Source organism: Pantoea sp. Z09 (assembly GCF_022394795.1).
Classification (GTDB): Bacteria; Pseudomonadota; Gammaproteobacteria; order Enterobacterales; family Enterobacteriaceae; genus Pantoea; species Pantoea latae.
On the sequence record NZ_CP092373.1, the window covers coordinates 3,721,471 to 3,747,281 of the forward strand.

The 25,811-nt window shown below is 61.0% G+C and carries 18 protein-coding genes; 7 read left to right on the forward strand and 11 right to left on the reverse strand.

Going from position 1 to position 25,811, the window contains the following annotated elements; all coding sequences use genetic code 11:
• Positions 1 to 11: 11 nt before the first annotated feature.
• The 3 genes from wecA to trxA all read right to left on the reverse strand — a co-directional run bounded on the left by wecA (position 12) and on the right by trxA (position 3,316).
• Positions 12 to 1,097 carry a UDP-N-acetylglucosamine--undecaprenyl-phosphate N-acetylglucosaminephosphotransferase gene (gene wecA, locus MC269_RS17805; protein WP_081142748.1) on the reverse strand — a complete coding sequence of 362 codons (1,086 nt, stop codon included), beginning with the start codon at positions 1,095 to 1,097 and terminating at the stop codon, positions 12 to 14.
• Between the two features lie 280 nt (positions 1,098 to 1,377).
• Positions 1,378 to 2,637: a transcription termination factor Rho gene (rho, locus tag MC269_RS17810; protein WP_081142750.1), complete on the reverse strand. Its 1,260-nt coding sequence runs from the start codon at positions 2,635 to 2,637 to the stop codon at positions 1,378 to 1,380.
• A 346-nt stretch (positions 2,638 to 2,983) separates the two neighbouring features.
• Positions 2,984 to 3,316, reverse strand: a complete 333-nt coding sequence (gene trxA / locus MC269_RS17815) for a thioredoxin TrxA (RefSeq protein WP_081142752.1) — start codon at positions 3,314 to 3,316, stop codon at positions 2,984 to 2,986.
• Positions 3,317 to 3,433: 117 nt separating this feature from the next.
• On the opposite strand from trxA, the gene rhlB reads away from it, so the two are divergent.
• The 4 genes from rhlB to MC269_RS17835 all read left to right on the forward strand — a co-directional run bounded on the left by rhlB (position 3,434) and on the right by MC269_RS17835 (position 6,991).
• Complete coding sequence (gene rhlB / locus MC269_RS17820; RefSeq protein ID WP_239953203.1) at positions 3,434 to 4,726, forward strand: ATP-dependent RNA helicase RhlB; 1,293 nt, start codon at positions 3,434 to 3,436, stop codon at positions 4,724 to 4,726.
• A gap of 6 nt (positions 4,727 to 4,732) precedes the next feature.
• The gene (gene gppA, locus MC269_RS17825; RefSeq protein WP_239953204.1) at positions 4,733 to 6,217 is read left to right on the forward strand and encodes a guanosine-5'-triphosphate,3'-diphosphate diphosphatase; all 1,485 of its coding nucleotides are present in this window, start codon (positions 4,733 to 4,735) and stop codon (positions 6,215 to 6,217) included.
• Positions 6,218 to 6,371: 154 nt separating this feature from the next.
• Entirely contained in the window at positions 6,372 to 6,704 is a 333-nt protein-coding gene (locus MC269_RS17830) for a type II toxin-antitoxin system RelE/ParE family toxin (RefSeq protein WP_239953205.1), read from the forward strand.
• Complete coding sequence (locus MC269_RS17835) at positions 6,701 to 6,991, forward strand: helix-turn-helix domain-containing protein (RefSeq protein WP_239953206.1); 291 nt, start codon at positions 6,701 to 6,703, stop codon at positions 6,989 to 6,991. Before MC269_RS17830 ends, MC269_RS17835 begins: the two co-directional genes overlap by 4 nt.
• A gap of 15 nt (positions 6,992 to 7,006) precedes the next feature.
• Here MC269_RS17835 and rep read toward each other — a convergent pair whose 3' ends face one another.
• Positions 7,007 to 9,028: a DNA helicase Rep gene (rep, locus tag MC269_RS17840; RefSeq protein WP_239953207.1), complete on the reverse strand. Its 2,022-nt coding sequence runs from the start codon at positions 9,026 to 9,028 to the stop codon at positions 7,007 to 7,009.
• A gap of 74 nt (positions 9,029 to 9,102) precedes the next feature.
• Here rep and ppiC point away from each other — a divergent pair, with 74 nt between their 5' ends.
• Entirely contained in the window at positions 9,103 to 9,384 is a 282-nt protein-coding gene (gene ppiC / locus MC269_RS17845; protein WP_081142763.1) for a peptidylprolyl isomerase PpiC, read from the forward strand.
• On the opposite strand, the gene MC269_RS17850 is transcribed toward ppiC, so the two are convergent.
• Together MC269_RS17850 and pdeH are read right to left on the reverse strand one after the other, a co-directional pair.
• Positions 9,385 to 11,445, reverse strand: coding sequence for an AsmA family protein (locus MC269_RS17850; RefSeq protein ID WP_239953208.1), 2,061 nt, complete (start codon positions 11,443 to 11,445; stop codon positions 9,385 to 9,387).
• A 63-nt stretch (positions 11,446 to 11,508) separates the two neighbouring features.
• Entirely contained in the window at positions 11,509 to 12,282 is a 774-nt protein-coding gene (pdeH, locus tag MC269_RS17855) for a cyclic-guanylate-specific phosphodiesterase (RefSeq protein WP_081142792.1), read from the reverse strand.
• A 279-nt stretch (positions 12,283 to 12,561) separates the two neighbouring features.
• On the opposite strand from pdeH, the gene MC269_RS17860 reads away from it, so the two are divergent.
• The gene (locus tag MC269_RS17860; RefSeq protein WP_239953209.1) at positions 12,562 to 13,494 is read left to right on the forward strand and encodes a sugar kinase; all 933 of its coding nucleotides are present in this window, start codon (positions 12,562 to 12,564) and stop codon (positions 13,492 to 13,494) included.
• A gap of 329 nt (positions 13,495 to 13,823) precedes the next feature.
• Positions 13,824 to 14,696, forward strand: a complete 873-nt coding sequence (locus MC269_RS17865; RefSeq protein ID WP_239953210.1) for an alpha/beta hydrolase — start codon at positions 13,824 to 13,826, stop codon at positions 14,694 to 14,696.
• Between the two features lie 4 nt (positions 14,697 to 14,700).
• Here MC269_RS17865 and MC269_RS17870 read toward each other — a convergent pair whose 3' ends face one another.
• From MC269_RS17870 to bcsB, 5 genes are all read right to left on the reverse strand, one after another.
• Entirely contained in the window at positions 14,701 to 16,185 is a 1,485-nt protein-coding gene (locus MC269_RS17870; RefSeq protein ID WP_239953211.1) for a pitrilysin family protein, read from the reverse strand.
• Positions 16,186 to 16,426: 241 nt separating this feature from the next.
• Positions 16,427 to 17,713: a dicarboxylate/amino acid:cation symporter gene (locus tag MC269_RS17875; protein ID WP_239953212.1), complete on the reverse strand. Its 1,287-nt coding sequence runs from the start codon at positions 17,711 to 17,713 to the stop codon at positions 16,427 to 16,429.
• Between the two features lie 221 nt (positions 17,714 to 17,934).
• Positions 17,935 to 19,941, reverse strand: coding sequence for a biofilm formation regulator HmsP (hmsP, locus tag MC269_RS17880; protein WP_239953213.1), 2,007 nt, complete (start codon positions 19,939 to 19,941; stop codon positions 17,935 to 17,937).
• A 115-nt stretch (positions 19,942 to 20,056) separates the two neighbouring features.
• Positions 20,057 to 23,527 carry a cellulose synthase complex outer membrane protein BcsC gene (bcsC, locus tag MC269_RS17885; RefSeq protein WP_239953214.1) on the reverse strand — a complete coding sequence of 1,157 codons (3,471 nt, stop codon included), beginning with the start codon at positions 23,525 to 23,527 and terminating at the stop codon, positions 20,057 to 20,059.
• Complete coding sequence (gene bcsB, locus MC269_RS17890; RefSeq protein WP_239953215.1) at positions 23,520 to 25,811, reverse strand: cellulose biosynthesis cyclic di-GMP-binding regulatory protein BcsB; 2,292 nt, start codon at positions 25,809 to 25,811, stop codon at positions 23,520 to 23,522. Before bcsB ends, bcsC begins: the two co-directional genes overlap by 8 nt.

Genomic DNA, 25,811 nt, shown 5'->3' on the forward strand with positions numbered 1-25,811 from the left:
GGCAATCCTTATCAGGGTAATTTTTTCTTTGCGTCGCTTCTGGCGTTCAGACGACGCTTTATACGACGGATCAGGCGCGCCACGCGCCAGGCGTGTTTCAGGCAATAGCCGTACAGCATAAACGCCATCATAAACAGCACCAGCATCACCCATTCGGGGATGAAGGCGAGGTATTCGCCGAGCACGCCGATGCCGGCGAGGATCGCGGCGGCCACGGTAATCAGCACAAACGCCTGACGCGACGTGAAGCCGGCGCGCATGATCAGGTGGTGGATATGCTGACGGTCGGCGGAAAACGGGCTCATGCCCTTACGCAGGCGGCGATACATAATAGCCACCATGTCCATTAACGGAATGGCAATCAGCCAGAGCGCGGTCACGGGCGTAATGGGATGGCTTAACCCCTGCGTGGTTTCCAGCAGGATCCAGATAATAGTGAAGCCAATCATGGTGCTGCCCGCGTCGCCCATAAAGACTTTGTAGCGGCGGCCAAGGAAACCGAGATTAAGCAGAATGTAGGGCAGCGTGGCGGCGATCATCGCAAAACACCACATGGCGAGGCTGAACTGCCCGTCAAAGCAGAGAATAATCCCCATGGCGGCGAAGGTGACGGATGAGAGTCCGCCCAGCAAACCGTCGATGCCGTCCACCATATTAAAGGCGTTAATCGCGGCCCAGACGGCAAACAGGGTCAGCACGTAGCCGAACGGCCCGACAACCAGCTCCACCGGGCCGATAATAAAGCCAAGGCTAAGCAGATAGAGCTTGGCGCCCACCATCATCGCCACCGCGACGGCGGCCTGCACCACTGCGCGGATTTTCACGCTGATGTCGAAGCGATCGTCGAGCGCACCGACCAGCACCAGCAATCCGGCGCAGATCAAATAGAGCGTAGCGTGCGGCAGATAAAAGCGGGTGATAAGAAACATAAAGCAGATGCCGGCGTACACCGAGATGCCGCCGACCAGCGGAATGGCGCCGTGATGGCGTTTACGAGAATTGGGCGTATCGACCAGACCTATTTTTTTAGCCGCTTTGCGCGCAAAAAAGATAAAGACTAAAGAAAATAGAAAAGTAAGGCCCAGCTCAGTACTCATAGTGAGTAAATTCACGTTAAACGCTCTCAGCTAAAATCAGGGACAGGATAAACAAACTGCATGTTTTTGCCTTTCATCCCGAGTCCGAATTCTGCTTCCGACAGCGCGCGAATGGTGATTTTTTGCACGCTGGCGCCACAGTCATTATAAATGCTCCTGCCAGCGGTAATCCTAATGCGCACAAATAAAAAACGCCACGTTAAGACGTGGCGTTAGCGCGATTTCCTGCCCATTTAAGCTAAAAAAGTCGGTTTGCCCGTCTCGGTTAGCCGCAGCGGGATTACGAGCGCTTCATCATATCGAAGAATTCGTCGTTGGTTTTGGTCATCGCCAGCTTGTTGATGAGGAATTCCATTGCGTCGATTTCGCCCATTGGGTGAATGATTTTGCGCAGGATCCACATCTTCTGCAGCTCTTCCTGAGAGGTGAGCAGCTCTTCTTTACGCGTACCGGAGCGGTTGTAGTCAATCGCCGGGAAGACGCGTTTTTCAGCGATTTTACGCGCGAGATGCAGCTCCATGTTACCGGTGCCTTTAAACTCTTCGTAAATCACTTCATCCATCTTCGAACCGGTATCGACCAGCGCGGTCGCGATAATGGTCAGGCTACCGCCCTCTTCCACGTTACGCGCGGCGCCGAAGAAGCGCTTCGGACGATGCAGGGCGTTGGCGTCAACACCACCGGTCAGGACTTTACCGGATGCCGGCACGACGGTGTTGTAGGCGCGCGCCAGACGGGTAATGGAGTCGAGCAGGATAATCACGTCTTTCTTATGCTCAACCAGACGCTTCGCCTTCTCAATCACCATCTCGGCGACCTGAACGTGGCGCGAAGCCGGTTCGTCGAAGGTAGAGGCGATGACTTCGCCTTTGACCAGACGCTGCATCTCGGTCACTTCTTCCGGACGTTCGTCGATCAGCAGCACCATCAGCACGCAGTCTGGATGGTTGTAGGCGATGCTCTGCGCGATGTTCTGCAGCAGCATGGTTTTACCCGCTTTCGGCGGCGCGACAATCAGACCGCGCTGACCGCGACCGATCGGCGAGGCCAGATCCAGCACGCGTGCGGTGAGGTCTTCGGTCGAACCGTTGCCGCGCTCCATGCGCAGACGGCTGTTGGCGTGCAGCGGCGTCAGGTTTTCGAACAGGATCTTGCTACGGGCGTTTTCCGGCTTATCGTAGTTGACCTCGTTAACCTTCAGCAGCGCGAAATAGCGTTCGCCCTCTTTCGGCGGACGGATCTTGCCGGAGATGGTGTCACCAGTGCGAAGGTTGAAACGGCGAATTTGGCTGGGAGAAACGTAGATATCATCGGGACCGGCAAGGTAGGAGCTGTCTGCGGAGCGGAGGAAACCAAATCCGTCCTGCAGTATCTCCAGCACACCATCACCGAAGATGTCTTCGCCGCTTTTCGCGTGCTGTTTCAGGATGGCGAAAATAATATCCTGTTTGCGCATACGCGCCAGGTTTTCCAGCCCCATATTTTCGCCGAGGGTTATCAGCTCAGAAACCGGCGTATTCTTTAATTCGGTAAGATTCATAGTGATGGGTTCTTAAACTCGGGGTAATTCTCGAAATGTTGGTCGTGAATGGTATGGCTTAATATTCCATGCCTGTTAATGGCGCTTTCAACTCTTCTCGACGATCATCGTCAGGGATGGCGACTGGAAGCGAGAGAGACGGTTGAAATGCGATGCCAAAGTTGGTGCTAACCGTCAGAATTGCTAAACCGCTGCATACGGAACGTGCTTCAGGGTTTAACAAAGGAAAACGTTAAGATGCAAACTACAAGGTAAGTGCGTAATGCAGTGAAAGTAACTTAGCACGCTAAAATGAGAACGTCCAGCAGTGGAAGAAAATTCACCACCGCCGAACGTTCGGCCCTGCTTACGCCAGGTTGGCGTTCAGGAACTCTTTCAGCTGGCTTTTAGACAGCGCGCCGACTTTCGTGGCGGCCACTTCACCGTTTTTGAACAGCAGCAGCGTCGGGATGCCGCGGATGCCGTACTTCGGCGCGGTGCCCGGGTTGTCGTCAATGTTCAGCTTGGCGATGGTGAGCTTACCGTCGTACTCTTCGGCAACTTCGTCGAGGATCGGCGCGATCATTTTGCAAGGACCACACCATTCAGCCCAGAAATCAACCAGCGTGACGCCGTCTGCTTTCAGAACGTCTGCGTCGAAACTGTCATCGGTGAGGTGAACGATTTTATCGCTGCTCATGTATTACTCCACAAGATTATGCCTGGCGAATTGGCGTAAAGTTTACCAACGAAGGTTGACTTTATTTCATCGGATACGCTTTCGTAAAGCGATAGTAAGCTGATATTCTACCACACTATGAGCAAAACACACTTAACAGAACAGAAGTTTTCCGACTTCGCCCTGCACCCTCTGGTCGTGGAAGCCCTTGATACTAAAGGCTTTCATCACTGCACGCCTATTCAGGCGTTAGCCCTGCCCTTTACGCTTTCAGGGCGTGATGTTGCAGGCCAGGCGCAAACCGGTACCGGCAAAACGATGGCGTTCCTGACGTCGACGTTTCATCATCTTCTCACTCACCCGGCGCAGGAAGGCCGTCAGATCAATCAGCCGCGTGCGTTGATCATGGCGCCAACGCGCGAACTGGCTGTGCAGATCCACGCCGACGCCGAACCGCTGGCGCAGGCCACCGGCCTCAAACTCGGTCTGGCTTACGGCGGCGACGGCTACGACAAGCAGCTGAAAGTGCTGGCCGACGGCGTCGACATTCTGGTCGGCACCACGGGTCGTCTGATCGACTACGCGAAACAGAACCATATCAACCTGGGCGCGATCCAGGTGCTGGTGCTGGACGAAGCCGATCGCATGTTCGATCTCGGCTTTATTAAAGATATCCGCTGGCTATTCCGCCGTATGCCGCCTGCAACGCAGCGCCTGAGCATGCTTTTCTCCGCCACGCTCTCCTGGCGCGTGCGCGAACTGGCTTTCGAACACATGAACAACGCCGAGTACGTTGAGGTGGAGCCAGAGCAGAAAACGGGTCACCGCATTAAAGAAGAGCTGTTCTACCCGTCGAACGAAGAAAAAATGCGCCTGCTGCAGACGCTGCTGGAAGAAGAGTGGCCGGATCGCGCCATCGTCTTCGCCAACACCAAGCATCGCTGCGAAGATATCTGGGGCCATCTGGCGGCGGACGGCCATCGCGTCGGCCTGCTGACCGGCGACGTGCCGCAGAAGAAGCGTCTGCGCATTCTGGACGACTTTACCAAAGGTGACGTCGATATCCTGGTTGCCACCGACGTGGCGGCGCGCGGTCTGCATATTCCTGCGGTCACGCACGTCTTTAACTACGATCTGCCTGACGATCGCGAAGATTACGTTCACCGTATCGGCCGCACCGGTCGCGCGGGCGCTAGCGGACACTCTATCAGCCTCGCCTGCGAAGAGTACGCGCTGAATCTGCCGGCGATCGAAGAGTACATCGGCCACAGCATTCCGGTCAGCAAGTACAACAGCGACGCGCTGATGAGCGAGCTGCCGCCGCCGAAGCGTCTGGCTCGCCCTCGCACCGGCAACGGTCCGCGCCGCGGCGGCAACAACGCGAATCGTCGTGGAGCGCCGCGTAACAACAACCGTAAACGTTCGGGTTAATCCGCCATGCTAAGCGCATCGTCACTTTATGCTGCGATCGATCTGGGATCCAACAGCTTTCATATGCTGGTGGTGCGCGAAGTGTCCGGAAGCATTCAGACCGTCGCGCGCATTAAGCGCAAGGTGCGCCTGGCTGCCGGCCTGGATAAGAACAACCATCTCTCCGCTGAGGCGATGACGCGCGGCTGGGAGTGTCTGAAGCTCTTTTCTGAGCAGCTGCAGGACATTCCCTCTGAGCAGATCCGCGTGGTGGCGACCGCCACGCTGCGCCTTGCGGCCAACGCCGCCGAATTCCTTTTTACCGCGCAGCAGATTCTCGGCTGCCCCGTTAACGTTATCAGCGGTGAAGAAGAGGCGCGCCTGATTTATCAGGGCGTCGCGCATACCACCGGCGGATCGGACAAGCGGCTGGTGGTCGACATCGGCGGCGGAAGCACCGAGCTGGCCACCGGCGACGGCTCGCACGCGTCGGTGCTGTTTAGCCTGTCGATGGGCTGCGTCACCTGGCTGGAGCGCTTCTTCAGCGACCGCCATCTGGCGCAGGAGAATTTCGCCGCCGCCGAACTGGCCGCGCGCGAGATGCTCCGTGCCGTGGTCGCGCCGCTGCGCGCGCACGGCTGGGAAGCCTGCGTTGGCGCGTCCGGCACCGTGCAGGCGCTGCAGGAGATCATGGTGGCGCAAGGTATGGACGAGCGCATCACCCTGAGCAAGCTCCAGCAGCTGAAACAGCGCGCCATTCAGTGCGGCAAGCTGGAAGAGCTGGAGATTGAAGGACTGACGCTGGAGCGCGCGCTGGTTTTCCCCAGCGGGCTGTCGATCCTGATTGCGGTCTTCCAGGAACTCGGTATTGAGAGCATGACGCTGGCCGGCGGCGCGCTGCGCGAAGGGCTGGTTTACGGCATGCTGCATCTGCCGGTCGATCGCGATATTCGCAGCCGCACCCTGCAGAACGTGCAGCGTCGCTTTTCCATCGATGTGGATCAGGCGGCGCGGGTGCGCCAGCTGGCGGACCTCTTTTTCCGTCAGGTAAGCGGCGCATGGAAGCTGGATCAGCGCTGTCGGGAGCTGTTGCTCAGCGCCAGCGCAATTCATGAAATCGGCCTCAGCGTCGATTTTCGCCAGGCGCCGCAGCATGCCGCCTATCTGGTACGCCATCTCGATCTGCCCGGCTTTACGCCCGCGCAAAAGAAGCTGCTGGCCTGTCTGCTGCAAAACCAGAGCGGCAGCATCGACCTGGCGCTGCTGACTCAGCAGAACGCCCTGCCGCCGCGCCTGGCAGAGCGCCTGTGCCGCCTGCTGCGGCTGGCGATCCTCTTTTCCAGCCGCCGCCGCGACGATACGCTGCCTGCGGTGCGCCTGCAGGCCAGCGACGACGAGCTGCGCCTGTCGCTGCCTTCAGGCTGGCTGGCAGCGCATCCACTGCGCGCCGAGCTGCTTGAGCAGGAGAGCCACTATCAGTCTTACGTACACTGGCCGCTGACCATCGCCTGATCGCAAAAAGGGCGTTTAGCCCTTTTTCGCCTTTTTCTCCCCCCTGTAAAGCAGACTATGCGAGCCATCGCGCAAGCCGGCTATTTCGCGCTCGCGTTTTAATATCTAATTTGTAGTACGCCATTATACAAAATTACGTATAATGAGGCATGGAATGCGCAAGCCAATTGCCTTTATGGGCAGCAGCCGCAAAGACTTAATCGGCTTTCCAGAACCTGTTCGCCAGCAGGTCCGTTACCAGCTGGACAGAGTTCAGCAGGGCCTGACGGCTGATAACTGGAAACCTCTCTCCGTCGTCGGGCCAGACGTGCAGGAAATTCGCGTCGTGAGTGAGGAAAGCATCTGGCGGGTCGTCTACGTCGCAAAATTTGCTGAAGCCATATATGTGCTGCACTGCTTCCAGAAAAAAACGCAGGCCACCAGCCTGCAGGATATCCGACTGGCGCGACAGCGTTATCACGCACTGCTTCAGGAGCGTAATCAATGAAAATCGAAATCTTTGACAGCGTCTGGGATGCGCTAGGCGATACGCCAGAGGAAGCGGCAAATATGAAAATCCGCTCCCATCTGATGACGTTTTTAAATAGCTGGATCGAAAAGCGGCAGCTTAGTCAGGCTGAAGCCGCCCTCGCTTTGGGCGTTACCCAACCGAGAATATCCGAGCTGGCACGCGGTAAAATCAATCTGTTCAGTATTGATAAGCTGATCGGCATGATGGCGCATGCCGGGCTGATGATTAAACACATCGAAATCAGCGAGCCGACGGCGGCCTGATCGCAAAAAGGGCGTTTAGCCCTTTTTCGCCTTTTCCAGCATCGCCCGCAGACCGGCGACCCGCGTCTGTCCGGTCTTCATTCGCTCTTCGGCGCTGACCACTTTGCGCTCGGTTTCCCAAATAACGTCATCCTGCGGCAGCTCCAGCAGAAACCGGCTCGGCTCCGGGCGCACCAGTTCGCCATACTGACGCCGCTCGCGGCAGAGCGTAAAGGTTAGCTCTTTCTGCGCGCGCGTAATGCCGACGTAGGCCAGACGGCGCTCCTCTTCGATATTGTTCTCGTCGATGCTGCTCTGATGCGGCAGCAGCCCCTCTTCCATGCCAACCAGGAAGACATAGGGGAACTCCAGCCCTTTCGAGGCGTGCAGCGTCATCAGCTGCACCTGGTCGAGATCTTCGTCGCTCTCGCCGCGCTCCATCATGTCGCGCAGGGTAAAGCGCGTCACCACCTGGGTCAGGGTCATCGGCTCGTCGATATCGCTGCCCTCCAGCATCTCCGTCATCCACTGAAACAGCGTATTGACGTTCTTCATCCGCATCTCGGCCGCTTTCGGACTGCCAGAGGTTTCAAACAGCCAGCTTTCGTAGTCGATGCCGCGGATCAGATCGCGCACCGCGTTGACCGGCTCGCGCTCGGTCATCTGCACGATCTCCTGCAGCCAGTGGGTAAAGCGCTGCAGATGCTCCAGGCCGCGCCCGCTCAGCGTCTGCCCTAAGCCAACGTCGAAGCTGGCGTTGAACAGGCTTTTGTTGCGCAGGTTCGCCCACTCGCCCAGCTTTTGCAGCGTCGCCGGGCCGATCTCGCGACGCGGCGTGTTGACGATGCGCAGAAACGCGCTGTCGTCATCTGGATTGGTGAGCACGCGCAGATAGGCGAGCAGATCCTTGATCTCCGGCCGCGAGAAAAACGAGGTGCCGCCGGAGATGCGATAGGGAATACGGTTCTGCATCAGCAGCTTTTCAAACACCCGCGACTGGTGGTTGCCGCGATAGAGAATGGCGTAATCCTTATACTGGGTCTTGTTAATAAAGTGGTGGGCGATCAGCTCGCCTGCGACGCGCTCCGCCTCGTGATCTTCATGGTTGGCGGTCAGCACTTTCAGTTCGCTGCCGACGCCCAGCTCGGAGAACAGGCGCTTTTCAAACACGTGCGGGTTGTTGGCGATCAGGATGTTCGCCGCTTTCAGAATGCGCTGCGACGAGCGGTAATTCTGCTCCAGCTTGACCACCTCCAGCGCTGGAAAATCCTCTTTTAGCAGCACCAGGTTCTGCGGCCGCGCGCCGCGCCAGGAGTAGATCGACTGATCGTCGTCGCCGACCACGGTAAAACGCGCCCGCGCGCCCACCAGCAGCTTTACCAGCTCATACTGGCTGGTGTTGGTGTCCTGATATTCATCCACCAGCAGGTAGCGAATGCGCTGCTGCCAGCGCTCGCGAACCTCCTGATTGCGCTGCAGCAGCAGCGTCGGCAGCAGGATCAGATCGTCGAAGTCGAGCACGTTGCAGGACTTCAGATGCTGATCGTAGAGGCTGTAGCAGTGGGCGAAGATACTGTCGCGCTCGCTGCGCGCCAGCGCGGCGGCACGCGGCGGATCCACCAGGTCGTTCTTCCAGTTGGAGATAGTGGAAATCAGCTGCTGCAGCAGCGTCTTGTCCTCTTCCAGCCACGGCTGCGTCAACTCTTTCAGCAGCGCCAGCTGGTCGGTGTCGTCGAACAGCGAGAAGTTCGACTTCATTCCCAGCGCGGCATATTCGCGCTTGATAATCTCCAGCCCCAGCGTATGGAAGGTAGAGATCATCAGGCCGCGCGCCTCTTTTTTGCCGAGGGTCTGCGCGACGCGCTCTTTCATCTCGCGCGAGGCTTTATTGGTAAAGGTAACCGCCGCGATATGGCGCGCCTGGTAGCCGCATTCGCGGATCAGGTGGGCAATCTTATTGGTGATGACGCGGGTTTTGCCCGATCCCGCTCCCGCCAGTACCAGACAGGGGCCGGTAACAAACTCGACGGCGCGTTGTTGGCTGGGGTTTAAACGCATAGTAAAAAATCGCTCAGTAAAAAGGGAGGAGGATGAAATAATGGGCGGTCAGTATACACAATCAGAGGACTATCATGGCGAAAACCGCGGCGGCTTTACACATCCTGGTGAAAGAGGAGAAGCAGGCTCACGACCTGCTGGCGCAGCTGGAAAAGGGTGCCAGTTTTCAGCAGCTGGCGAAGAAACACTCGACCTGCCCTTCCGGGCGCAACGGCGGCGATCTGGGGGAGTTTCGCCAGGGCCAGATGGTGCCGGCCTTTGATAAAGCGGTTTTCACCTGCCCGTTGCTGAAACCGTTTGGGCCGGTGAAAACCGCGTTTGGCTATCACATCATTAAAGTGCTCTACCGCAGCTGATCACTTCTTGCTTTTCATCTGCTGCAGCACGTTGCTGCACTGGTTATCTTCATTGTCGCTCGGGCTAATCAGCGCCAGCAGCGCGGCGGCGGGTGCGACCACGGCGCCGAGCGCCACGGCGGCGGCGCCGCGCGCCAGCAGCGGCCCCGCCTTCACGCCGGCGTCGGGATTTTTAAAGGTGCCACGCACGTAAAGCGGCGAACGCAGTGTCACAATGCGGATGCCTTTGCTCTCAGGATTGATAGAGAGATCCATGCGCTCGTTGGCGAAGTTGGCGTTGCCGGTAACGTTGATCACCGCGTTCTCGGTATCGAACACAAAGAGATTCGGCGTCGCCAGGCCGTTCTGCAGCTTCACATCCGTCGCGGCGCAGTTGATGCGCACCTCATCGTCGCCAAACAGCTTGCCGACCACATAGTTGCCGACGTTGAGCCCGGCGATCTCCATCAGACTGCGGCTGATTAATCCGTCATTCATCAGCAGCTTGAGCTGGCCGTTGCTGGTCGCCAGCAGATCCGCCACTGAATTGCCGGTGCCGGTAAAGCTGGCGTCGCCATTTAGCTGGCCCAGACTACGCTGCATCGCTTCGACGTCTGGAAAGAGCTGGCGCAGATGTAGGCGACGCGCGTGGATATCGGCGCGGCCGCGCATCGGCGATTTGTCGCCCTCAAGATGGATGGTGCTGTTCAGCGCGCCGCCCGCCATGCCAAAGCGCAGCGGATCGAGCAGCAGATCGCCATTTTTCAGCTGCAGGTGGGTATAGAGATCGCTGAGCGGCAGCGAACTGCCGTGCTCGATGCGCTTGCCGCTGAACTTCACGTCGGCATCCATCATGTCCCAGTTTTTGGTATCGAACTTGTCGTGCGGCAGCACGCGATCGGCGGGCTGTGTCGATTTTTCGCCGCGCTTCGCCTTCGCCTGTTCGGTTTTCGCGCTGCCTTTGCCGGAATCGACGCCGATCAGCGGCCCCAGATCCGCCATGCGCAGCTGCTTCGAACTCAGCTCGCCGACCAGCGTCGGGCGCGGTTTGCCCTGGGTGTAGGTGAGCGAGCCATGAATATCGCTGTCGCCGATGTGGCCGTTAAAGTTTTCATAACGGTACTCCGGCCCTTTCTTGCCGGCGAAACGGGCCATCAGGTGGCCGTCGGTTTCATAGGGCGGCGTGTCAGGCAGCAGCACGCCGGTCAAACCATAGAGATTGGCGAGGGTGTCGCCAGAGAAGCGCAGCCGCACGTCCAGCCCGCCAAGATTCATCGGGTCCTGCACGCCGCCGGTCACCTGCACGCGCGTGGTGCCGTTGCGCACATCGGCCTGAATCGGGAACGGCGTGGTTTTGCTGCGCAGCGAGAGCATGCCGCCGATTTTGCCTTCCCCTTCCAGCCGCTCGCTGTTATAGGTGCCGCGCGCGTCCCAGCCGAAAACAAAGTCGCCCGCGCCTTTCTGCGTGTCGCTGCCGCCCGCGATCTGCCCATAGGGCACCGGCTTGCCGAGCGGATTGATTTTAACCGTCACGTCCGCTTTGTTCACCGCGTCGCGGTAGCGCAGCTGGCCCTGGTCGAACAGAATATTGTCGAGGCGGAAAGACCAGGCAGAAGGCGGCGCGTTGGGATCGGGATTTTCGCTATTGGCGAGATTGAAGGTCCAGTTGTTTTTCTTGTCGGCGGTCTGGATCAGCCGCGCGTCAGGCTGCTGCAGCTTGATCCACGGGATATAGACCTCTTTGTGCAGCAGCGCTAGCGGCGCCAGCGTGGCGTCGACGCGCTCCAGGTGCACCATCGTTACCTCCGCCATCTCGGGCGGATTGCCTAAAATGATGTCCTGCGCATGCACATGCGGCCAGGGTATCCAGCTGCGCCAGCCCGGCTCTTCGCGGTTGCGTTCCCAGGCGACGCCCAGATCGCCGCGAATGGCGAACTGTCGATTGAGTTCGGTCGAGACCTTCTGGTTGATGGTAGGTTTCAGTCGATTCCAGTCAAAGGTCGCAATGATCACCACGATCACCACCACCAGCAACAAAAAAATCCCGACTATCCAGCTAACAACTTTTCCCGTGCGCGACATTTCGCTTCCTCCTTGCCTTTCCACAGTCTCCGTTAAAGATAGTCGAGACGCTGTGGAACGGCATCAGGCAAGCTGAAGCGGCAGATGATTAAGTTGTGAAAAAGGGACCGGCCGCGAAAAAAAGTAGCCCTGCGCCGCCATCGCGGGCGAACAGCAGACCTGCTGCCACTCCTCGGCGGTTTCGACGCCTTCGACGATCACGCCGTTGCAGTAGCGGTTGATCAACGCCAGCAGCATGGAAAAGAGCGCTTTGCCCTCACTGGTTTTACCCAGCAGGATAAACAGCTCACGCGACAGCTTGATGTAGTCATATTTCAGCTCGGTGAGCGCCGAAAAGTTCGCCATGCCAGAGCCGAAATCATCCAGCCACAGCGGGCCCAGCTCCGGCATCTGCGCGATCATCTCTTCCTGCGGCAGCGCGTGATGCTCGGTCAGCTCGAAGCGCACCCACGGCAGCGCGGTAATCAAACGGCGGATCGGCGCATGCTGCTGGATCGCCATCAGCGTGGGGCCGTCGATATTCACCGAGGCGACGATCTGGTTGTCGCAAAAAAAGGGCTGCCACTCTTTCAGCAGCGTCAGCTGCTCATGGACGACGTGCAGCCGCTGGTTAATCGCCAGCGCCTCAAAGTAGGACTCCGGCGATAGTCGCTTCTCCGGCGCGGTCGGATGCGTTACCGCGGTCAGGATTTCAATTGCCAGCAACCGGCCCGATACCTGGTATATCGGCTGGAAAGTGTAGAATCGTTGGCATTGCTGCCAGAAGAGACGCGCTTCCTGTCGTGGGTTGATGTCAGTTGAAGAAGGTAGCCGATGACTAATATTCTTCATCACCATGGTTTTTTCCTGGTTGTTGGCGAGTGCCATGTGACAACTCAGCGGCAAGTATCGGCTATCGCCAGGATAACTTTATTCACCTTCTGGTCACATAAGACTACAGAGTGTACCAACCGGAATCGGGCGCAATCGTGAAAAAAAGCCCGGCTTTGACGGCTAAATTGCCGCTAAGACCCGCTTTTTCTTACTTAAGTGGAATTAAAACGGTGTTTTAAAATCATTGACGTCTGCCATACAGGACGCGAGACTAAGAGACTATTTCACTGCAGGCCAAATACCATGACGCATAAAAAAATAGCCATTATCGGCGAATGCATGATTGAGCTGTCCGAGAAGGGTGAGAACATTAAACGCGGCTTTGGCGGCGACACGCTCAACACTGCGGTCTATCTGGCGCGCCAGGTGGACGAGGCGCAGCTGCACGTTGAGTATGTGACGGCGCTGGGCATCGACTCTTTCAGCGATCAGATGATCGCCGCCTGGCAGCAGGAAAGGGTCAATACCCGCCTGATCCAGCGGCTGGAAAACAAAATGCCCGGCCTGTACGTCATTGAAACTGATGATAAAGGCGAACGCACCTTCTGGTACTGGCGCAGCGACGCCGCCGCGCGCTACTGGCTCGACGCGCCGCACTCCGCCGCTGTCGTCGATGAGCTGGCGCATTACGACTATCTCTACCTGAGCGGGATTTCGCTGGCGATCCTGCCCGCCGACAGCCGTGAAAAGCTGATGGCGCTGCTGGATCGCTGCCGCGCCAACGGCGGCCAGGTGATTTTCGACAACAACTATCGTCCGCGCCTGTGGGCGGACAAGGCGAGCGCGCAGCAGGCCTATCAGGCGATGCTGCAGCGCACCGACATCGCTTTTCTGACGCTGGACGACGAACATTTGCTGTGGGGCGAACAGCCGCTAAGCGCGGTGATTGAGCGCACGCGCGCAGCGGGCGCCAGCGAGATCGTGATCAAGCGCGGCGCGGATTCATGTCTAGTGGCGATCGGCGACGATGCGCTGATTGACGTGCCTGCGGTGCGCCTCGATCCGGCGCGTATCGTCGACACGACGGCGGCCGGCGACTCTTTCAGCGCGGGCTATCTGTCGCAGCGCCTGACGGGCGGTTCGCCGCAGGCGTCAGCCGAACGCGGACATCTGACGGCCAGCACGGTGATCCAGCATCGCGGCGCGATTATTCCGCTGGCGGCAATGCCGGCATAACATGCGCCTCGTTCAGGCGGGGCGAATACGTTGTGGCGCGCGGGCGAAAAGGCGTGAAATTTGCCTTAGCGCCCGATAGTTTCCCCCTAATCCTGGTTAGTAGAAAAATTAACTCTGGCGCTAATTTTTTACGCGAGCGCCGGGCCGCTTTTTGTGCCCTGAAGCCCGTCGCCTCCCCTCTCCAGGCATAGTCTGAATCCTGCTCTGCACCCCGTTTTCGGATGGACGACCGGCGTAAAAAAGACCATCTTTTCCTCAACAACAGCAGGACGCTGTTTTATCCGGCCGCGACAAAACAATTACAACACCCCTCGCATCAGGACTGTTTTATGCACACAGAAATTATCAATATCTGGCCGAATGGCGACGCGCCTGGCGCCAGCGATTCGCGCGCGCAGCCGCAGATCGTCGATCTGGCGAAAGAGTATGAGCCCTACGATCGCGCGGCTACCGGCGTGCGCTGCCCGGAAATCGCCCTCTGGTATCCCGAAGAGTCCAACGGCATTACGCTGCTGGTGGCGCCGGGCGGCGGCTATCAGCGCGTGCTTATCGACCGCGAAGGCAGCGCACTGGCGACCTTTTTCACCGCGATGGGCTACACCCTGGCGGTCATGACCTACCGTCTGCCCTACGACGGCCATCATGAAGGCGCCGACGCGCCGCTGGCCGATGCCCAGCGTGCGGTGCGCGTGCTGCGCGAGCGCGCTCAGCGCGGCCTGAACGGCAAATATATCGTGATGACCGGCTTCTCGGCGGGCGGCCACGTTGCCGCCAGCCTGGGCACGCGCTTCGCCGAAAAAATCTATCCGCTACAGGACGGCGCAGACAATTTCTCGCCGCGTCCGGATGCGATGGTGCTGGTCTATCCGGTGATCAGCATGCGCGACGGCATCGCCCATGAGAGTTCGCGCACGCGCCTGCTCGGCGCCTGGCCCGATGCGAAAACCATCGAAGCCTATTCGCTGGAGACGCGCGTACACGCGCAGACGCCGCCGACGCTGCTGATCCACGCGGCGGATGATGAAACGGTGTCGGTGAACAACAGCATGGCGTTTTTCAGCGCGCTGCGCGAACACAAGGTGCCGGCCGAGCTGCATTTCTACCAGAAAGGCGGCCACGGATTCGGTATCCGCGGCGTGGCGGATTTGCCCCTTGCCAGCTGGCCGATGCTGGTGACCGAGTGGCTCAGGGCAAAAACCTGACGGATCAGGAGGCAGGCGGCGCGCCGTCGCTGGCGCTGCTCTCCTGCGGCGCGGCGTCGGCCGGCGCAGGCGGCGCCATCACCTTATCCCAGATCGCCTGCAGGCTCTTCACGTTGGTTTCCGCTTCGCCTTCCGGCTGCATCAGCACCATCGTCAGCTCCTGCGACAGCTGCTGACGCAGCTCCTGGTTCAGCTGCTCGCGCGTCAGGCCGCTCAGAAACGCCTGACGCAGCTTTTGATACTGCTCAGGCGCGATATCCACCACCGCGTTCTGCTGCGAGCGCAGACGCTGGCTCATCAGCACGTCGGTGTCGGTACGCGCATAGGTGGCGAACAGCTTGTTCAGCTCCAGCAGCTTCTGCGCCATCAGCGCGTCAAACTCCTCCTGCGGCAGCCCTTTGTCGCGCACCACCGCCAGCTCGCGCGCCACCATATTCAGGCCCGGCTCCAGCGCGTCGTTGCGTCCGTCGAGATTGATCGAACACTGGGCGCGCTGATAAAGCACGCGGCAGTCGAAGCCGACCTGCACATTCTGGGTTTTACTGTCGCCCAGCGTGCGCTGCAGATGCCAGAACAGCGCCTCGCGCGCCAGGTCGCTCTGCCAGTAGCGCTGCAGATTTTGCGAATCGCGAATCGGCTGCCAGGCGCTATCCCACACCAGCGCCAGGCGATCCTGACTTATCGCGCCGTTCACCAGGTTGATCGGCTGATGCGGCAGCGGCGAGAGGGTCGGCAACGGCGCGGGGCTGCTGCGCTTGCCCGTCAGGGAAGAGAAAGCTTTATTGATCTGCTCCGCCAGGCTGCGGCTCTCGACGTTGCCCACCACGTAAAGCGTCATGGCGTCCGGCGTGTACCACTGCTGATAAAAGGCGTTGAGCGCGTTGAGATCGACCGGCGCGCGCGGCTGCTCGGCGGGGTCGTGCGCCAGCAGCGTCGAGCCTTTCAGGCGATAGCGCCACCAGACGTCCTGAGTGTTAGCGGGCGAGGTGGCGGTAGGATCGGAGGCGCTCAGCGCGGTGCTGACCACCTGTTCATTGATAGACATCTTGCCCGCCGTTGCCGCCAGCCAGTTAAGCGCCTCTTTCAGCAGCTCCGGGCGGTTGTTCGGCAGGCTCAGGTTGTACTGGGTAAAGTCGTAGGAGACGATCGCCGGCGGCAGCGGATGCTGCGGATCCATCGCCTGCTGCCACAGCGCGCGCTGCTGGTTGGTGTCGAGCGCGGCGTTATGCACCATCGCCAGACGCGGCAGAAGATGGCTGAAGCCGGTCTGCTGAGTGGTTTCCACCAGCGAGCCGGTATTGACCACCATGCGCAGTTCAATGCGATCGCTGGGGCGCTGCGGCGTGGTCAGCAGCTGCCAGCTCAATCCGTTATCCAGTTTCCCTTCCTGCCAGGCAGGATCGGGCTGCAATGTTTCGGCATACGCGCCAAAACTGGCGGCCACCCACGCTAGCCCCCCAACCAAAAGCCGAATTCTGGTGCCCTGCATGTGAACCTCTAATCTAAAAGTCGTTATCACTGGCACGTTTCGCCGTTGTAATACGCGGTGAGTTTTTCTCGTTTTAGCCGCGTCGTTTTTCGACAACAGAGTCTTTGACCACGTGAAGGCCAGGATGTCGCGCAACGAAGTGAAAAACCATGAAAAAAATAAGTGGGCATTATTATGCAAATGCCCGCTGTCAGGGCAAGTGACAGCGGGCATTTGGGGGTATTTTGCTGTAAAGCGGGGGTTATGCAGAGGTTTCCGGCAGCTTTTTCGCCTTTGCATTGCCGGAAAGCGTCGCTTTCAGCTGATTTTCATCCAGCTGGCCGACCCACTTCGCCACCACCACCGTCGCCACGCCGTTGCCGACCAGGTTAGTTAACGCGCGCGCTTCGGACATAAAGCGGTCAATGCCCAGGATCAGCGCCAGACCGGCAACCGGCAGATGGCCCACCGCCGACAGCGTCGCCGCCAGCACGATAAAGCCGCTGCCGGTGACGCCCGCCGCGCCCTTCGACGAGAGCAGCAGCACCACCAGCAGCGTAATCTGGTGGAAGACGTCCATATGCGCGTTGGTGGCCTGCGCGATAAACACCGCCGCCATGGTCAGGTAAATCGAGGTGCCGTCGAGGTTAAAGGAGTAGCCGGTCGGGATCACCAGCCCGACCACCGATTTTTTACAGCCCAGCTTCTCCATCTTATCCAGCATGCGCGGCAGCGCGGACTCCGACGAAGAGGTGCCGAGCACGATCAGCAGCTCCTCTTTGATATAGGCGACGAAGCGGAAGATGTTAAAGCCGGCGACGCGGGCGATAAGGCCCAGCACCACCACCACAAACAGCACGCAGGTGATATAGAAGCAGACAATCAGCTGACCGAGCTGCACCAGCGAACCGACGCCATATTTGCCGATGGTGAAGGCCATGGCGCCGAACGCGCCGATAGGGGCGAGGCGCATGATCATGTTGATGATGCCGAAGATAACCTTCGAGAAGCTCTCAATAACGTTAAAAATCAGCGTGCCGGTGTTGCCGAGGCGATGCAGCGCGAAGCCGAACAGAATGGCGAACAGCAGAACCTGCAGGATATTGCCGCTGGCGAAGGCGCCGATGACGCTGCCGGGGATAACGTCGAGCAGGAAGGCGACCACGCCCTGCTGTTCCGCCTGCTGGGCGTACATCGCCACCGCTTTCGCGTCCAGCGTCGCCGGATCGACGTTCATGCCCGCGCCCGGCTGCAGCACGTTAACCACCACCAGGCCGATAATCAGCGCGATAGTGCTGACGATTTCAAAGTAGAGCAGCGCGACCGCGCCGGTGCGCCCCACCGCTTTCATGCTCTCCATGCCGGCGATGCCGGTCACGACCGTACAGAAAATAACGGGCGCGATGATCATCTTGATCAGTTTGACGAAGCCATCGCCCAGCGGCTTCATTTGCGTGCCTAACTCTGGATAGAAATGGCCGATCAGGACGCCGATGCCGATGGCTAACAGCACCTGAAAATAGAGGCTTTTAAACAGTGAGGTTTTCATAACAGGTGTCCACTACAACAGGGTTGTGAGGTTGTCGTTTTAATGTATCCGCAAGCAACGCGCGCCCCGGCGCTGGCGGTTGGCAAAAAATAACACCCTGTTAACGGGATTAATACAGGCTTACAAAGCTCGAGGGATTTCTGGAAACGCAACTATGAACTGAAACGCTTCAGCAAGACCTTTTGTAACTAAAAAACGCGGGAAATCAACCAATCAGCGCGTTAATCCTGCGAGGCAAGCGGCGGGAGCCAGCGCTGCGTAAAACGATCCAGCGGCAGCGCTTCTGCATAGAGGTAGCCCTGGCCGATATGAATGCCGCGCGCCAGCAGCCAGTCGCGCTGCTCGGCGGTTTCGACCCCTTCGGCGATAACGTCGAGATCGATAATGTCGGCGATGGCCGCCACGATGCGCACCATGGTGTCGTCGTCCGGCAGCGCGGCGACAAAGCTGCGATCCATCTTCAGCTTGTTGACCGGCAGCGACTTGAACTGGTGCAGATAGTTGAGATTGGAGTAGCCCATGCCGAAATCGTCCAGCGCCACCGCGACGCCCGCCGCCTGCAGCGAACGCAGCAGCGCCATCGCCACCTCGGCATCGCCGATCTGCGCGGTTTCGGTAATCTCCAGCACAAAGCTGCCGGGCGCGATATGGTGCCGCTCCAGCAGCCCCTGCAGATGGCTCACCATGCTGGCGTCGCGCAGCTGCACGGCGGAGATATTGACGCTGAGCGGGATGGTAATGCCGCGCGTCTGCCAGCCGGCGAGAATGCGGCACGCCTCTTCAAACACCCAGCGCCCGATAGCGGCGATCACCCCGATCTCCTCCGCGCTGGCGATAAACTCTTCCGACAGGCCGTAGCTGCCGTCCGGCATGCGCATGCGCAACAGCGCCTCCGCGCCGGCCAGCTCGCCAGTCTGCATATTGATCTGCGGCTGCAGGAACAGCCGGAACTGCTCATCCTGCAGCCCCTGCAGAATGTCATGCTCCTGCGTCAGGCGCTTTTGCGCGCGCTCGGTCAGCGCCGCGTCGAAAAACAGGATCTGATTTTTGCCGAGATGGCGCGCCGACATCATCGCCGAGGTGGCGCGATCGAGCTGCTCGCTGGCGGAGAGGCGCTGCTCGTCGTAGAGCGCCAGGCCGATGCTGGCGTTGGGCCGCAGCTGCAGCTGGTGCAGCGTCACCGGCTGGTTAAGACGGATCATCAGGTTGCGCGCCAGGCGCATGGCGCGAAACGGCGTGCTGGCGCGCTTCATCAGCAGCGCGAAATCGCTCGGGCCGGTCTGCGCCAGCAGCGTATGGTCGTCGATGGTGCCGCGAATTTTTTCCACCAGCGTCAGCATCAGGGTGTCGCGCTGCTCGTCGCTCAGCACGCCGTTGGCTTCCTGCAGCGTTTCGATGCGGATCACCATGACGCCGAACCCTTTGCCGTGGCTGCGCAGATGCTGATCCAGCAGCGCGAGAAACAGCGCGCGGTTGGGCAGATCGGTCACGGCGTAGTGGGTGGTCAGACGGCTCATCTCATCATGCACCGACTCCAGCACCTGCTGATTGCGGTTGTAGCTGCGGATCAGCATGCCGATCTCGTCGTCGCGGTGGCTGGCGGGCAAGGCGAGCTTGTGGGTCAGGATCGCCTGCGGCGGCAGCTCCTGCAGCTCGCGCGAAATATTGCGCAGCGGGTGCACCACCAGCCGGTTGATGCACCAGCTAATCGCCACCGACAGGATCAGCGCCAGCAGCAGATAGGTGGTGATCATGGTGGAAACGGTGCTGAGGATAAACTGGTAAACGCGCGTGGAGTTGGCCTGCAGCACCAGATAGGCAAGCGGCTTAGGCGAGCCGCTGCTCTCCACCGAATAGAGCGGCAGCGTGATCTGCACCGGCAGCTCGAACAGGCGCGCGATCAGCAGCGGGATTGGCTTTTCGTTTTCGAAACTGGCGTGCAGCGCCTGAAAGGCGTTCGGCAGCACCACGTCGGCGCGCGACAGCACGCCGGCGGGCTTCAGGGTTTGCAGAATGCGCTCGGCCTGGGCGATATCCGCCTTTAGCACCGCCTCGGAGAGCGGCTGGCGCACGGTGTGCGCGATATTCTCCATCTGCTGGGCATAGTCAATCCTGCGCTGCTGCACAAAATGAAACAGTTGGATGACGATAAACACAGAGACGGTAATTACCGCCACCGCGGATACCGTCGCCATTTGCTTAATCGTAAGTGAACGGCTGACGCGCAAAATCTTCTCCAGGCTAAAAAGCACAGCTATCAGACAGGAAAATGCGCAGCAAGTATATCCTGGAACTCACTTTTTTTACTGCCTGCCAGAGTCCGAGTTTTACGCGTTCCGACAATTATTTGAAATCGGCGTAGGGGATCAGCGGCTCCGGCGGCATATCGAGATCGCCGTCCCAGCCGGCGGCGGAGTAGCGCACGTAGAGCAGCCCGTGGCTGGGGGTGTAGTCCTTCGCCTGCTGAATATCCACGCCCGCGCCGATAAACCAGTGCGGCGTAATGCGGCGCTCCACCACGGCCTGCAGGGTATAGCCGACGCCGCCGCCGCTGCTGCTCGCCGAGGTGGGGTTGCTCGCCAGCGTAAAGCCAGGATTCACCGGATAGCGCTGCTGCGCGTCCGTTTTAGAGTGCGACCAGGAGACCGAGCCCCCCAGATCGAACGACCAGTTGTCGGTGCGCTGCCGCCAGGTGACCGGCACGGAAAACGACAGATACTGCTGCGGGCTGTAGTAGCCGCCCTGGCCGAAGGTGTAGTCGCTGAGATCTTTCTGGTAATGCCACAGCATGGTGTTAAGGCCCACGGTGGCGCGGCGGTTATCGCTGTTGATCAGCTTGTAGTAGTAGCCCGCCATCAGCCGCTCGCGGCTGTTGTCCGCGACGTTCTCGCCGGTGATCTGATGCGCGCTGATATCGGCCCAGACGCCGTGCGCGCCGCCGCGATCGAAGCTTAGCCCGACGCTGCCGCCGGTCGCCACCACGCCGCCCCAGGTTTTGCCGCCGTTGGCCGCCGGATCGCGCGCGCCCGCATAGGCGAGCAGCGAGCTGGAGACAGGACGCCGTGAGGCGGTCAGGGTGACGCCGACCTCTTTCACGTCGGTTTTCCAGCTGACGCCGCCGACCCAGTTGGTAACTTCGAAACCGAGCGGCGTGGTGCCGAGATCCGCCGACCAGACGTCGTTGCGCCAGCCTACGCCGAGCGCCGTGCCTTCGTCGCGCTGGTTCGCGTCACGGCTGCAGCCGCCTGAGTTGGCGTCGTCGCAGCTGCCAAAGGTTTCGTCGAAACTGCCGTTGGTGGTCGAGAAGGTGCCTGCCGACACCTCGACCCGATCGAGCCGGAAGAAGCCGCGCCCGTCGGCAATCGGCGTCTCCGCCTGCAGCATAGTGGTATGCGCGGTAAAATCGGAGACGCCGCCGGTGCCCTTGTTGCGCGAGTAGTCCTGCTCCAGCATCAGCGTGGTGTCCTGCTGGCGATAGAGATCGGCGGCGTCGCTGCGGATGCTGCGCTTCAGCCAGTCGTCTTGCGGATCGTTGCGCGTCAGCCGGCTGACGTTTTCGCTGTCGCCGATGCCGCTGGCGGCCATCGCCTGGCGATAGTCCGCCAGCGCCGCATCGGGCTGCTGCTGCGTGCGCTCAAGCCGCGCCGCGTCGCGGAACACCAGCGCCTTATCCTGCGAAGGCGGCTGCGCCGCGGCGCGCTGTTTAAGGCCGGCAAACAGGGCGGCGGCCTGCGTCGCGTCGCCCACCGCCTGCCAGGCGAGCGCCACCCGGCGATCGCCGTTCAGGCTCGCCTGCGCGGGCGGCAGCGCCTGCAGCGCCGCGCGCGCCTCGCTGTTGCGCTTTAGCGCCACCAGCGTTTCGATACGTCCCAGCGCCGCGTCGCCGTTGGCGGGGTCGCGCTCAAGCACCTGCTGATACGCTGCCAGCGCCTGCTGCGCGTCGCCGCGCGCCAGCGCCCAGTCGGCCAGCGTCAGGTCGCGGCGGTTGCTGGTGGGCTGCTGGCGCAGCAGCGCGATGGCCTCGCGCTCCTGCCCCGCCGCGCGCAGCGTTTCCGCGCGCGCGAACAGCTTATCCTGCTCCAGCCGCTCGGCCAGCTCGCGCATATTGGGACTCCACTGTGCCTGCGGCAGACGGCGCAGCGTCGTCAGCGCCGCGTCGTCGCGATCGCTGCCGGAAAGATAGAGCGCCGCGGCGTAAAGGGCGGTCGCGTCCTGCGGACGCTGCTGCTGCAGCGCCGCGATCACCCCATCCGCCTGCTGCGTCGCGCCGCCGTTGCGCAGCGCGCCGGCCAGCCGGTAGCTGAGCCAGACGTCGTCCGGCGAGAGCGCCAGCGCCTGGCGATATTTCTCCGCCGCCTCTGACCAGCGGCTCTGCTGCGCCAGCGCATCCGCTTCGGCGCGCAGGCTGTCGCTGCGCAGGGAGCGTAGCGTATCGGCCAGCGCGCGCTGCTGCGCGGCGGGCAGGCCGTTAATAAACTGCATGGCGCGCGCCGGTGACTGCGTCTGATAGAGCCCCGCCAGGCGGCGCACCGCCGTGGTGTTGCTGGCGTCGAGCCGCAGCGCGCGCTGCCAGAGCTGTTCGGCGCTCTGCGCGTTGTGGCGCGCCAGCGCCACGTCGCCGAGGCCGATCAGCGCGTAGCTGTCGGTGTTATCCAGCGCCTGCGCGTCGCGGTAGTGGCGCTCTGCCCCGTCCAGATCGTGCTGCGCCAGCGCTTTGTCACCCTCGTCAATGGCCTGCCAGTAGCGGTTAGTCTGCAGCAGCGACTGCCACTTGCCAATCTGGTTGCTCTCCTGGCCGGCCTGAATCGCGCGCTCAAGCCAGAGCACGGCGGCGGCGCGGTTGTTGGCCCGCGCCTGTGCCTGACCCATCGCGCCCATCAGCTCCGCATCGTTGGGATTCGCCTTGAGCGCCTCGGTCAGCGCCGCGATGGCGTTGGCGCCGCCGCCCGCGTCCACCAGCGCCAGCCCGCGCATACGCTCGCGGTAGGCGGGATCCGCCAGCAGCGCCTGCTGCTTCGCCAGCGTCTCCTCGCCCTGTTTCTGCGCGTCCCCCTCAGTGAAAACAGAGAGATAGGCTTTCAGCTGCGCCACGCTGGCGTCGCTGACCGGCTGATTGTTGATCTGCTGCAGCCAGAGTTCCGCGGCGGCGTCGCGTCCGGCGCTGCTGTTGGCCAGCCGCTTCAGCTGCTCAACCGCCTGGGTTGGCTGCTGACGATCGAACGCCATGCGCGCGATCTGCAATTCCACGCCGATATTGCCGGGATAGCGCCGATCCAGCGTCTGCAGCTGGCTGTAGGCGACATCCTGCTGGCCGGGAATGCGCGCCAGCAGCCGCCAGTACTCCAGCGCAGTGTTGGCATCGGGAAAGACGCCGTTGAACAGCGCGTCATAGGCGCTTTTCGCCTCCGCGAGGCGGCCGGAGGTGGCGAGCAGACGCGCCTCCTGCAGCTTTTGCCGTCCGTCGGCGGAGATCAGCGCCAGGCCGACGGCGGATTCACGCGTGGCGGCGTCGTCGGGCGCCACCTTTTTCAGCCGATCCAGCAACGTCTGCGCGGCGGCGATATCGCCCTGATGCAGCGCCAGACGCAGACGCGCCGCCAGCACCTGCGGATTATCGGGATCGATCTTCTCCAGCCGGTAGAGCGCCTGCTGCACCAGATCGTATTTGTTGGTCGATTCGCCGGTGCGGATCTGCGTCAGCAGCCATTCGACCGGCGAGACTTCCGGTCCGGCGGCGGGCGCAGCCAGACCCGGCAGCGTGCTTAACACGCCGCTCAGCAGCAGGCTGGCCCGCAGCGCACAGGTTTTATTCATCTTCATCGTCAAGCAGACGGCGGCGCGTAATGATACGCATCAGACGCCAGGTCATCAGTGCGAACAGCACCACCACCAGCACGGCGCAGAGCGCCAGCCAGAACGGATGCGTCGCCAGCATCGTCCAGAGCCGCTCCCACCAGGGGAGATGGCCGACGTAATAGTTATCGCCGACCCGCAGGCTGTTGACGCCCGACTCGCGAATAATGGCGGCCGAGCCGAAAATCGCGCCGCGTTTGCCGCTGTCGGTCAACGCGTCGTTCAGCAGCTGCCAGCCGCGCAGGCTGCCGTCCGCCAGCAGCGCCACCACGCTGCGCTGGTCGTTAAACGGCGACTGGAAGCCGATGACCGTCGCCAGCGGACCGCGCGACCCAATGGCGGTGGTGCTCTCTACCGCGCGATCGCCGTCGCTAAGGCTGCCGGAATCGATCGCTGGCTGACGCGTCGGGGTGTTTATCCAGCTCGCGGCGGCGTCGACCAACGCGCTGATCCGGCGGTCATCCTGTAGATCTTTCGGGATGGCGCCGATCATCAGCAGATCGGCGTCCTGATCCTTCGCCTTGCTCCAGTCGTCGGTGAACTGCACCCGCAGCGCCGGATAGCCGGTCTGCGCGCCGATATTGCCCAGCGCGTTGAGCAGCGTGCCGACCTGCTGCGCGTCAGGTTTCGGCTGCACCAGCACCAGCGTCTGCGCCAGATCGGCGTAGCGGCTGAACGGGAAGCCCGCACCGGCCCAGGCGCGCAGCGAAGGCATCTCGATATAGTGACGGTAGCCGGAGAAATCGATGCTGGAGCTGTCGTCCACCACCACATGATGGCCGACCGGCGTCACGGTTTCGCAGCGGCCGTCAGCCGTGCCGCCGACGAAGGTGTTGGCGTAGTCGAAGTCGAAACGCAGCTGGTTCACCACGCCGAGGCGCAGCGCAGGGATAGTCAGCTGGCGGCTGTTGTCCTGCAGTCCCTGAATCAGCGGAATATGCAGCAGCTGCTGGCCGCCGGTATTTTTCGGCGGCAGCGGATAGTCCTGAATAAACTGGTTGTTCAGATTGACCGCCAGCCGCGAGCCGTCCTGCTGGAACGGCGCGGTGTAGCGATAGCTCAGATCCATATCGATGCCGCGCGCGCGCACCAGAAAGAGGTCGGGCGGCAGGTTAAGCGTCAGGCTAACGGGATTCGGCTGCAGGCCGTCCGCCTGTAGCTGGTTCTCATACTGCGTCAGCTCGGCAAAGGTGGTGCGCCGGTCGGTGCGCACCCAGTTCGGCGCATCGTAGGCTTTGCGCGGCGCCAGCAGCTTCACGCTGTCGATGGTCGAGGTATCGCCGCGCAGCAGCAGCTCGCCCTGCGCGATGCCCTGCACCGCCGTCAGCAGATCCTCGTCGTTGCGCCCGAGGATCAGCAGCATTTTTTCATAGGGGTTGTCAGGCTGGCTGACGATCTCCACCGTGGGCTTGCTCACCGGCGGCAGATCCTTGAGAAAATCGGGGCGCGCGTCATTGGTGGCGAACACCACGGCGTGCTGCTGCTGTGGCAGCTGGTTGTAGAGCACCGGGAAGGTCTGGCCGCGCCAGCCGGTTTTACTGCCGAACCAGGAGGCGAGAATGCCCGCAGCGCGCTGCTGCGCCACGTCTGGCTGCGCGGCGAACACCACCGGCAGCGTCAGCGGGCGCGTATCACGCGCGTCGAAGAACGGCTCCGGGAAGTGCGACAGGTCGTTTTTCAGCGGCAGCTTCTGCAGCGTCAAATCGATGCCGCTCTCTTTGCCGATATCGAGCCAGATGGCGCTGTTGGCCGGGTTTTCGCATATGTTGGCGTAGTGGCCCACCAGCTCGAAGCGCACGCGGTTGAAGTCGCTGATAAAGCGCGGATCGATCGCCAGCTGGGTTTGATTCTCTTTGCCGAGCTGCTCCGGCGTGACGGTGATCAGACCGACCAGCTCGTCGTTGAGATAGACCTTGAGCTGCGACAGGGTCGGCAGCAGCGCCGGTGAAGGACGATAGCTGAGGTTCAGCAGCGCGCGCGTCACCACCTCGTCGCTGCGCACGCCGAACTCGATCTGGCCGTTCGGCTGCGTGCCGCGCAGCGTCATGCTGCCCGGCGGCGGCGCAAGCTGGGTAAAGCTCAGCTGGCTGTCGCGCAGCGGCGCGCCGGGATCCTGCGGCGCGGCCTGAAGCGGCGTCGCCTCGGCGGCGTTCATCGGCGCGCTCTCCTGCGCGGCGGCGCAGCTCAGCGTTGCGGTGCCCAGCAGCAGGGCGGTAAACCAACCGTTTACTCTCGTCACCGTCAT

Bases quoted from the DNA above. Each gene is read 5' to 3' on its own strand.
- wecA (WP_081142748.1), bottom strand. From the start codon at position 1,097: ATGAGTACTGAGCTGGGCCTTACTTTTCTATTTTCTTTAGTCTTTATC.
- rho (WP_081142750.1), bottom strand. From the start codon at position 2,637: ATGAATCTTACCGAATTAAAGAATACGCCGGTTTCTGAGCTGATAACC.
- trxA (WP_081142752.1), bottom strand. From the start codon at position 3,316: ATGAGCAGCGATAAAATCGTTCACCTCACCGATGACAGTTTCGACGCA.
- rhlB (WP_239953203.1), top strand. From the start codon at position 3,434: ATGAGCAAAACACACTTAACAGAACAGAAGTTTTCCGACTTCGCCCTG.
- gppA (WP_239953204.1), top strand. From the start codon at position 4,733: ATGCTAAGCGCATCGTCACTTTATGCTGCGATCGATCTGGGATCCAAC.
- MC269_RS17830 (WP_239953205.1), top strand. From the start codon at position 6,372: ATGCGCAAGCCAATTGCCTTTATGGGCAGCAGCCGCAAAGACTTAATC.
- MC269_RS17835 (WP_239953206.1), top strand. From the start codon at position 6,701: ATGAAAATCGAAATCTTTGACAGCGTCTGGGATGCGCTAGGCGATACG.
- rep (WP_239953207.1), bottom strand. From the start codon at position 9,028: ATGCGTTTAAACCCCAGCCAACAACGCGCCGTCGAGTTTGTTACCGGC.
- ppiC (WP_081142763.1), top strand. From the start codon at position 9,103: ATGGCGAAAACCGCGGCGGCTTTACACATCCTGGTGAAAGAGGAGAAG.
- MC269_RS17850 (WP_239953208.1), bottom strand. From the start codon at position 11,445: ATGTCGCGCACGGGAAAAGTTGTTAGCTGGATAGTCGGGATTTTTTTG.
- pdeH (WP_081142792.1), bottom strand. From the start codon at position 12,282: ATGGTGATGAAGAATATTAGTCATCGGCTACCTTCTTCAACTGACATC.
- MC269_RS17860 (WP_239953209.1), top strand. From the start codon at position 12,562: ATGACGCATAAAAAAATAGCCATTATCGGCGAATGCATGATTGAGCTG.
- MC269_RS17865 (WP_239953210.1), top strand. From the start codon at position 13,824: ATGCACACAGAAATTATCAATATCTGGCCGAATGGCGACGCGCCTGGC.
- MC269_RS17870 (WP_239953211.1), bottom strand. From the start codon at position 16,185: ATGCAGGGCACCAGAATTCGGCTTTTGGTTGGGGGGCTAGCGTGGGTG.
- MC269_RS17875 (WP_239953212.1), bottom strand. From the start codon at position 17,713: ATGAAAACCTCACTGTTTAAAAGCCTCTATTTTCAGGTGCTGTTAGCC.
- bcsC (WP_239953214.1), bottom strand. From the start codon at position 23,527: ATGAATAAAACCTGTGCGCTGCGGGCCAGCCTGCTGCTGAGCGGCGTG.
- bcsB (WP_239953215.1), bottom strand. From the start codon at position 25,811: ATGACGGTGACGAGAGTAAACGGTTGGTTTACCGCCCTGCTGCTGGGC.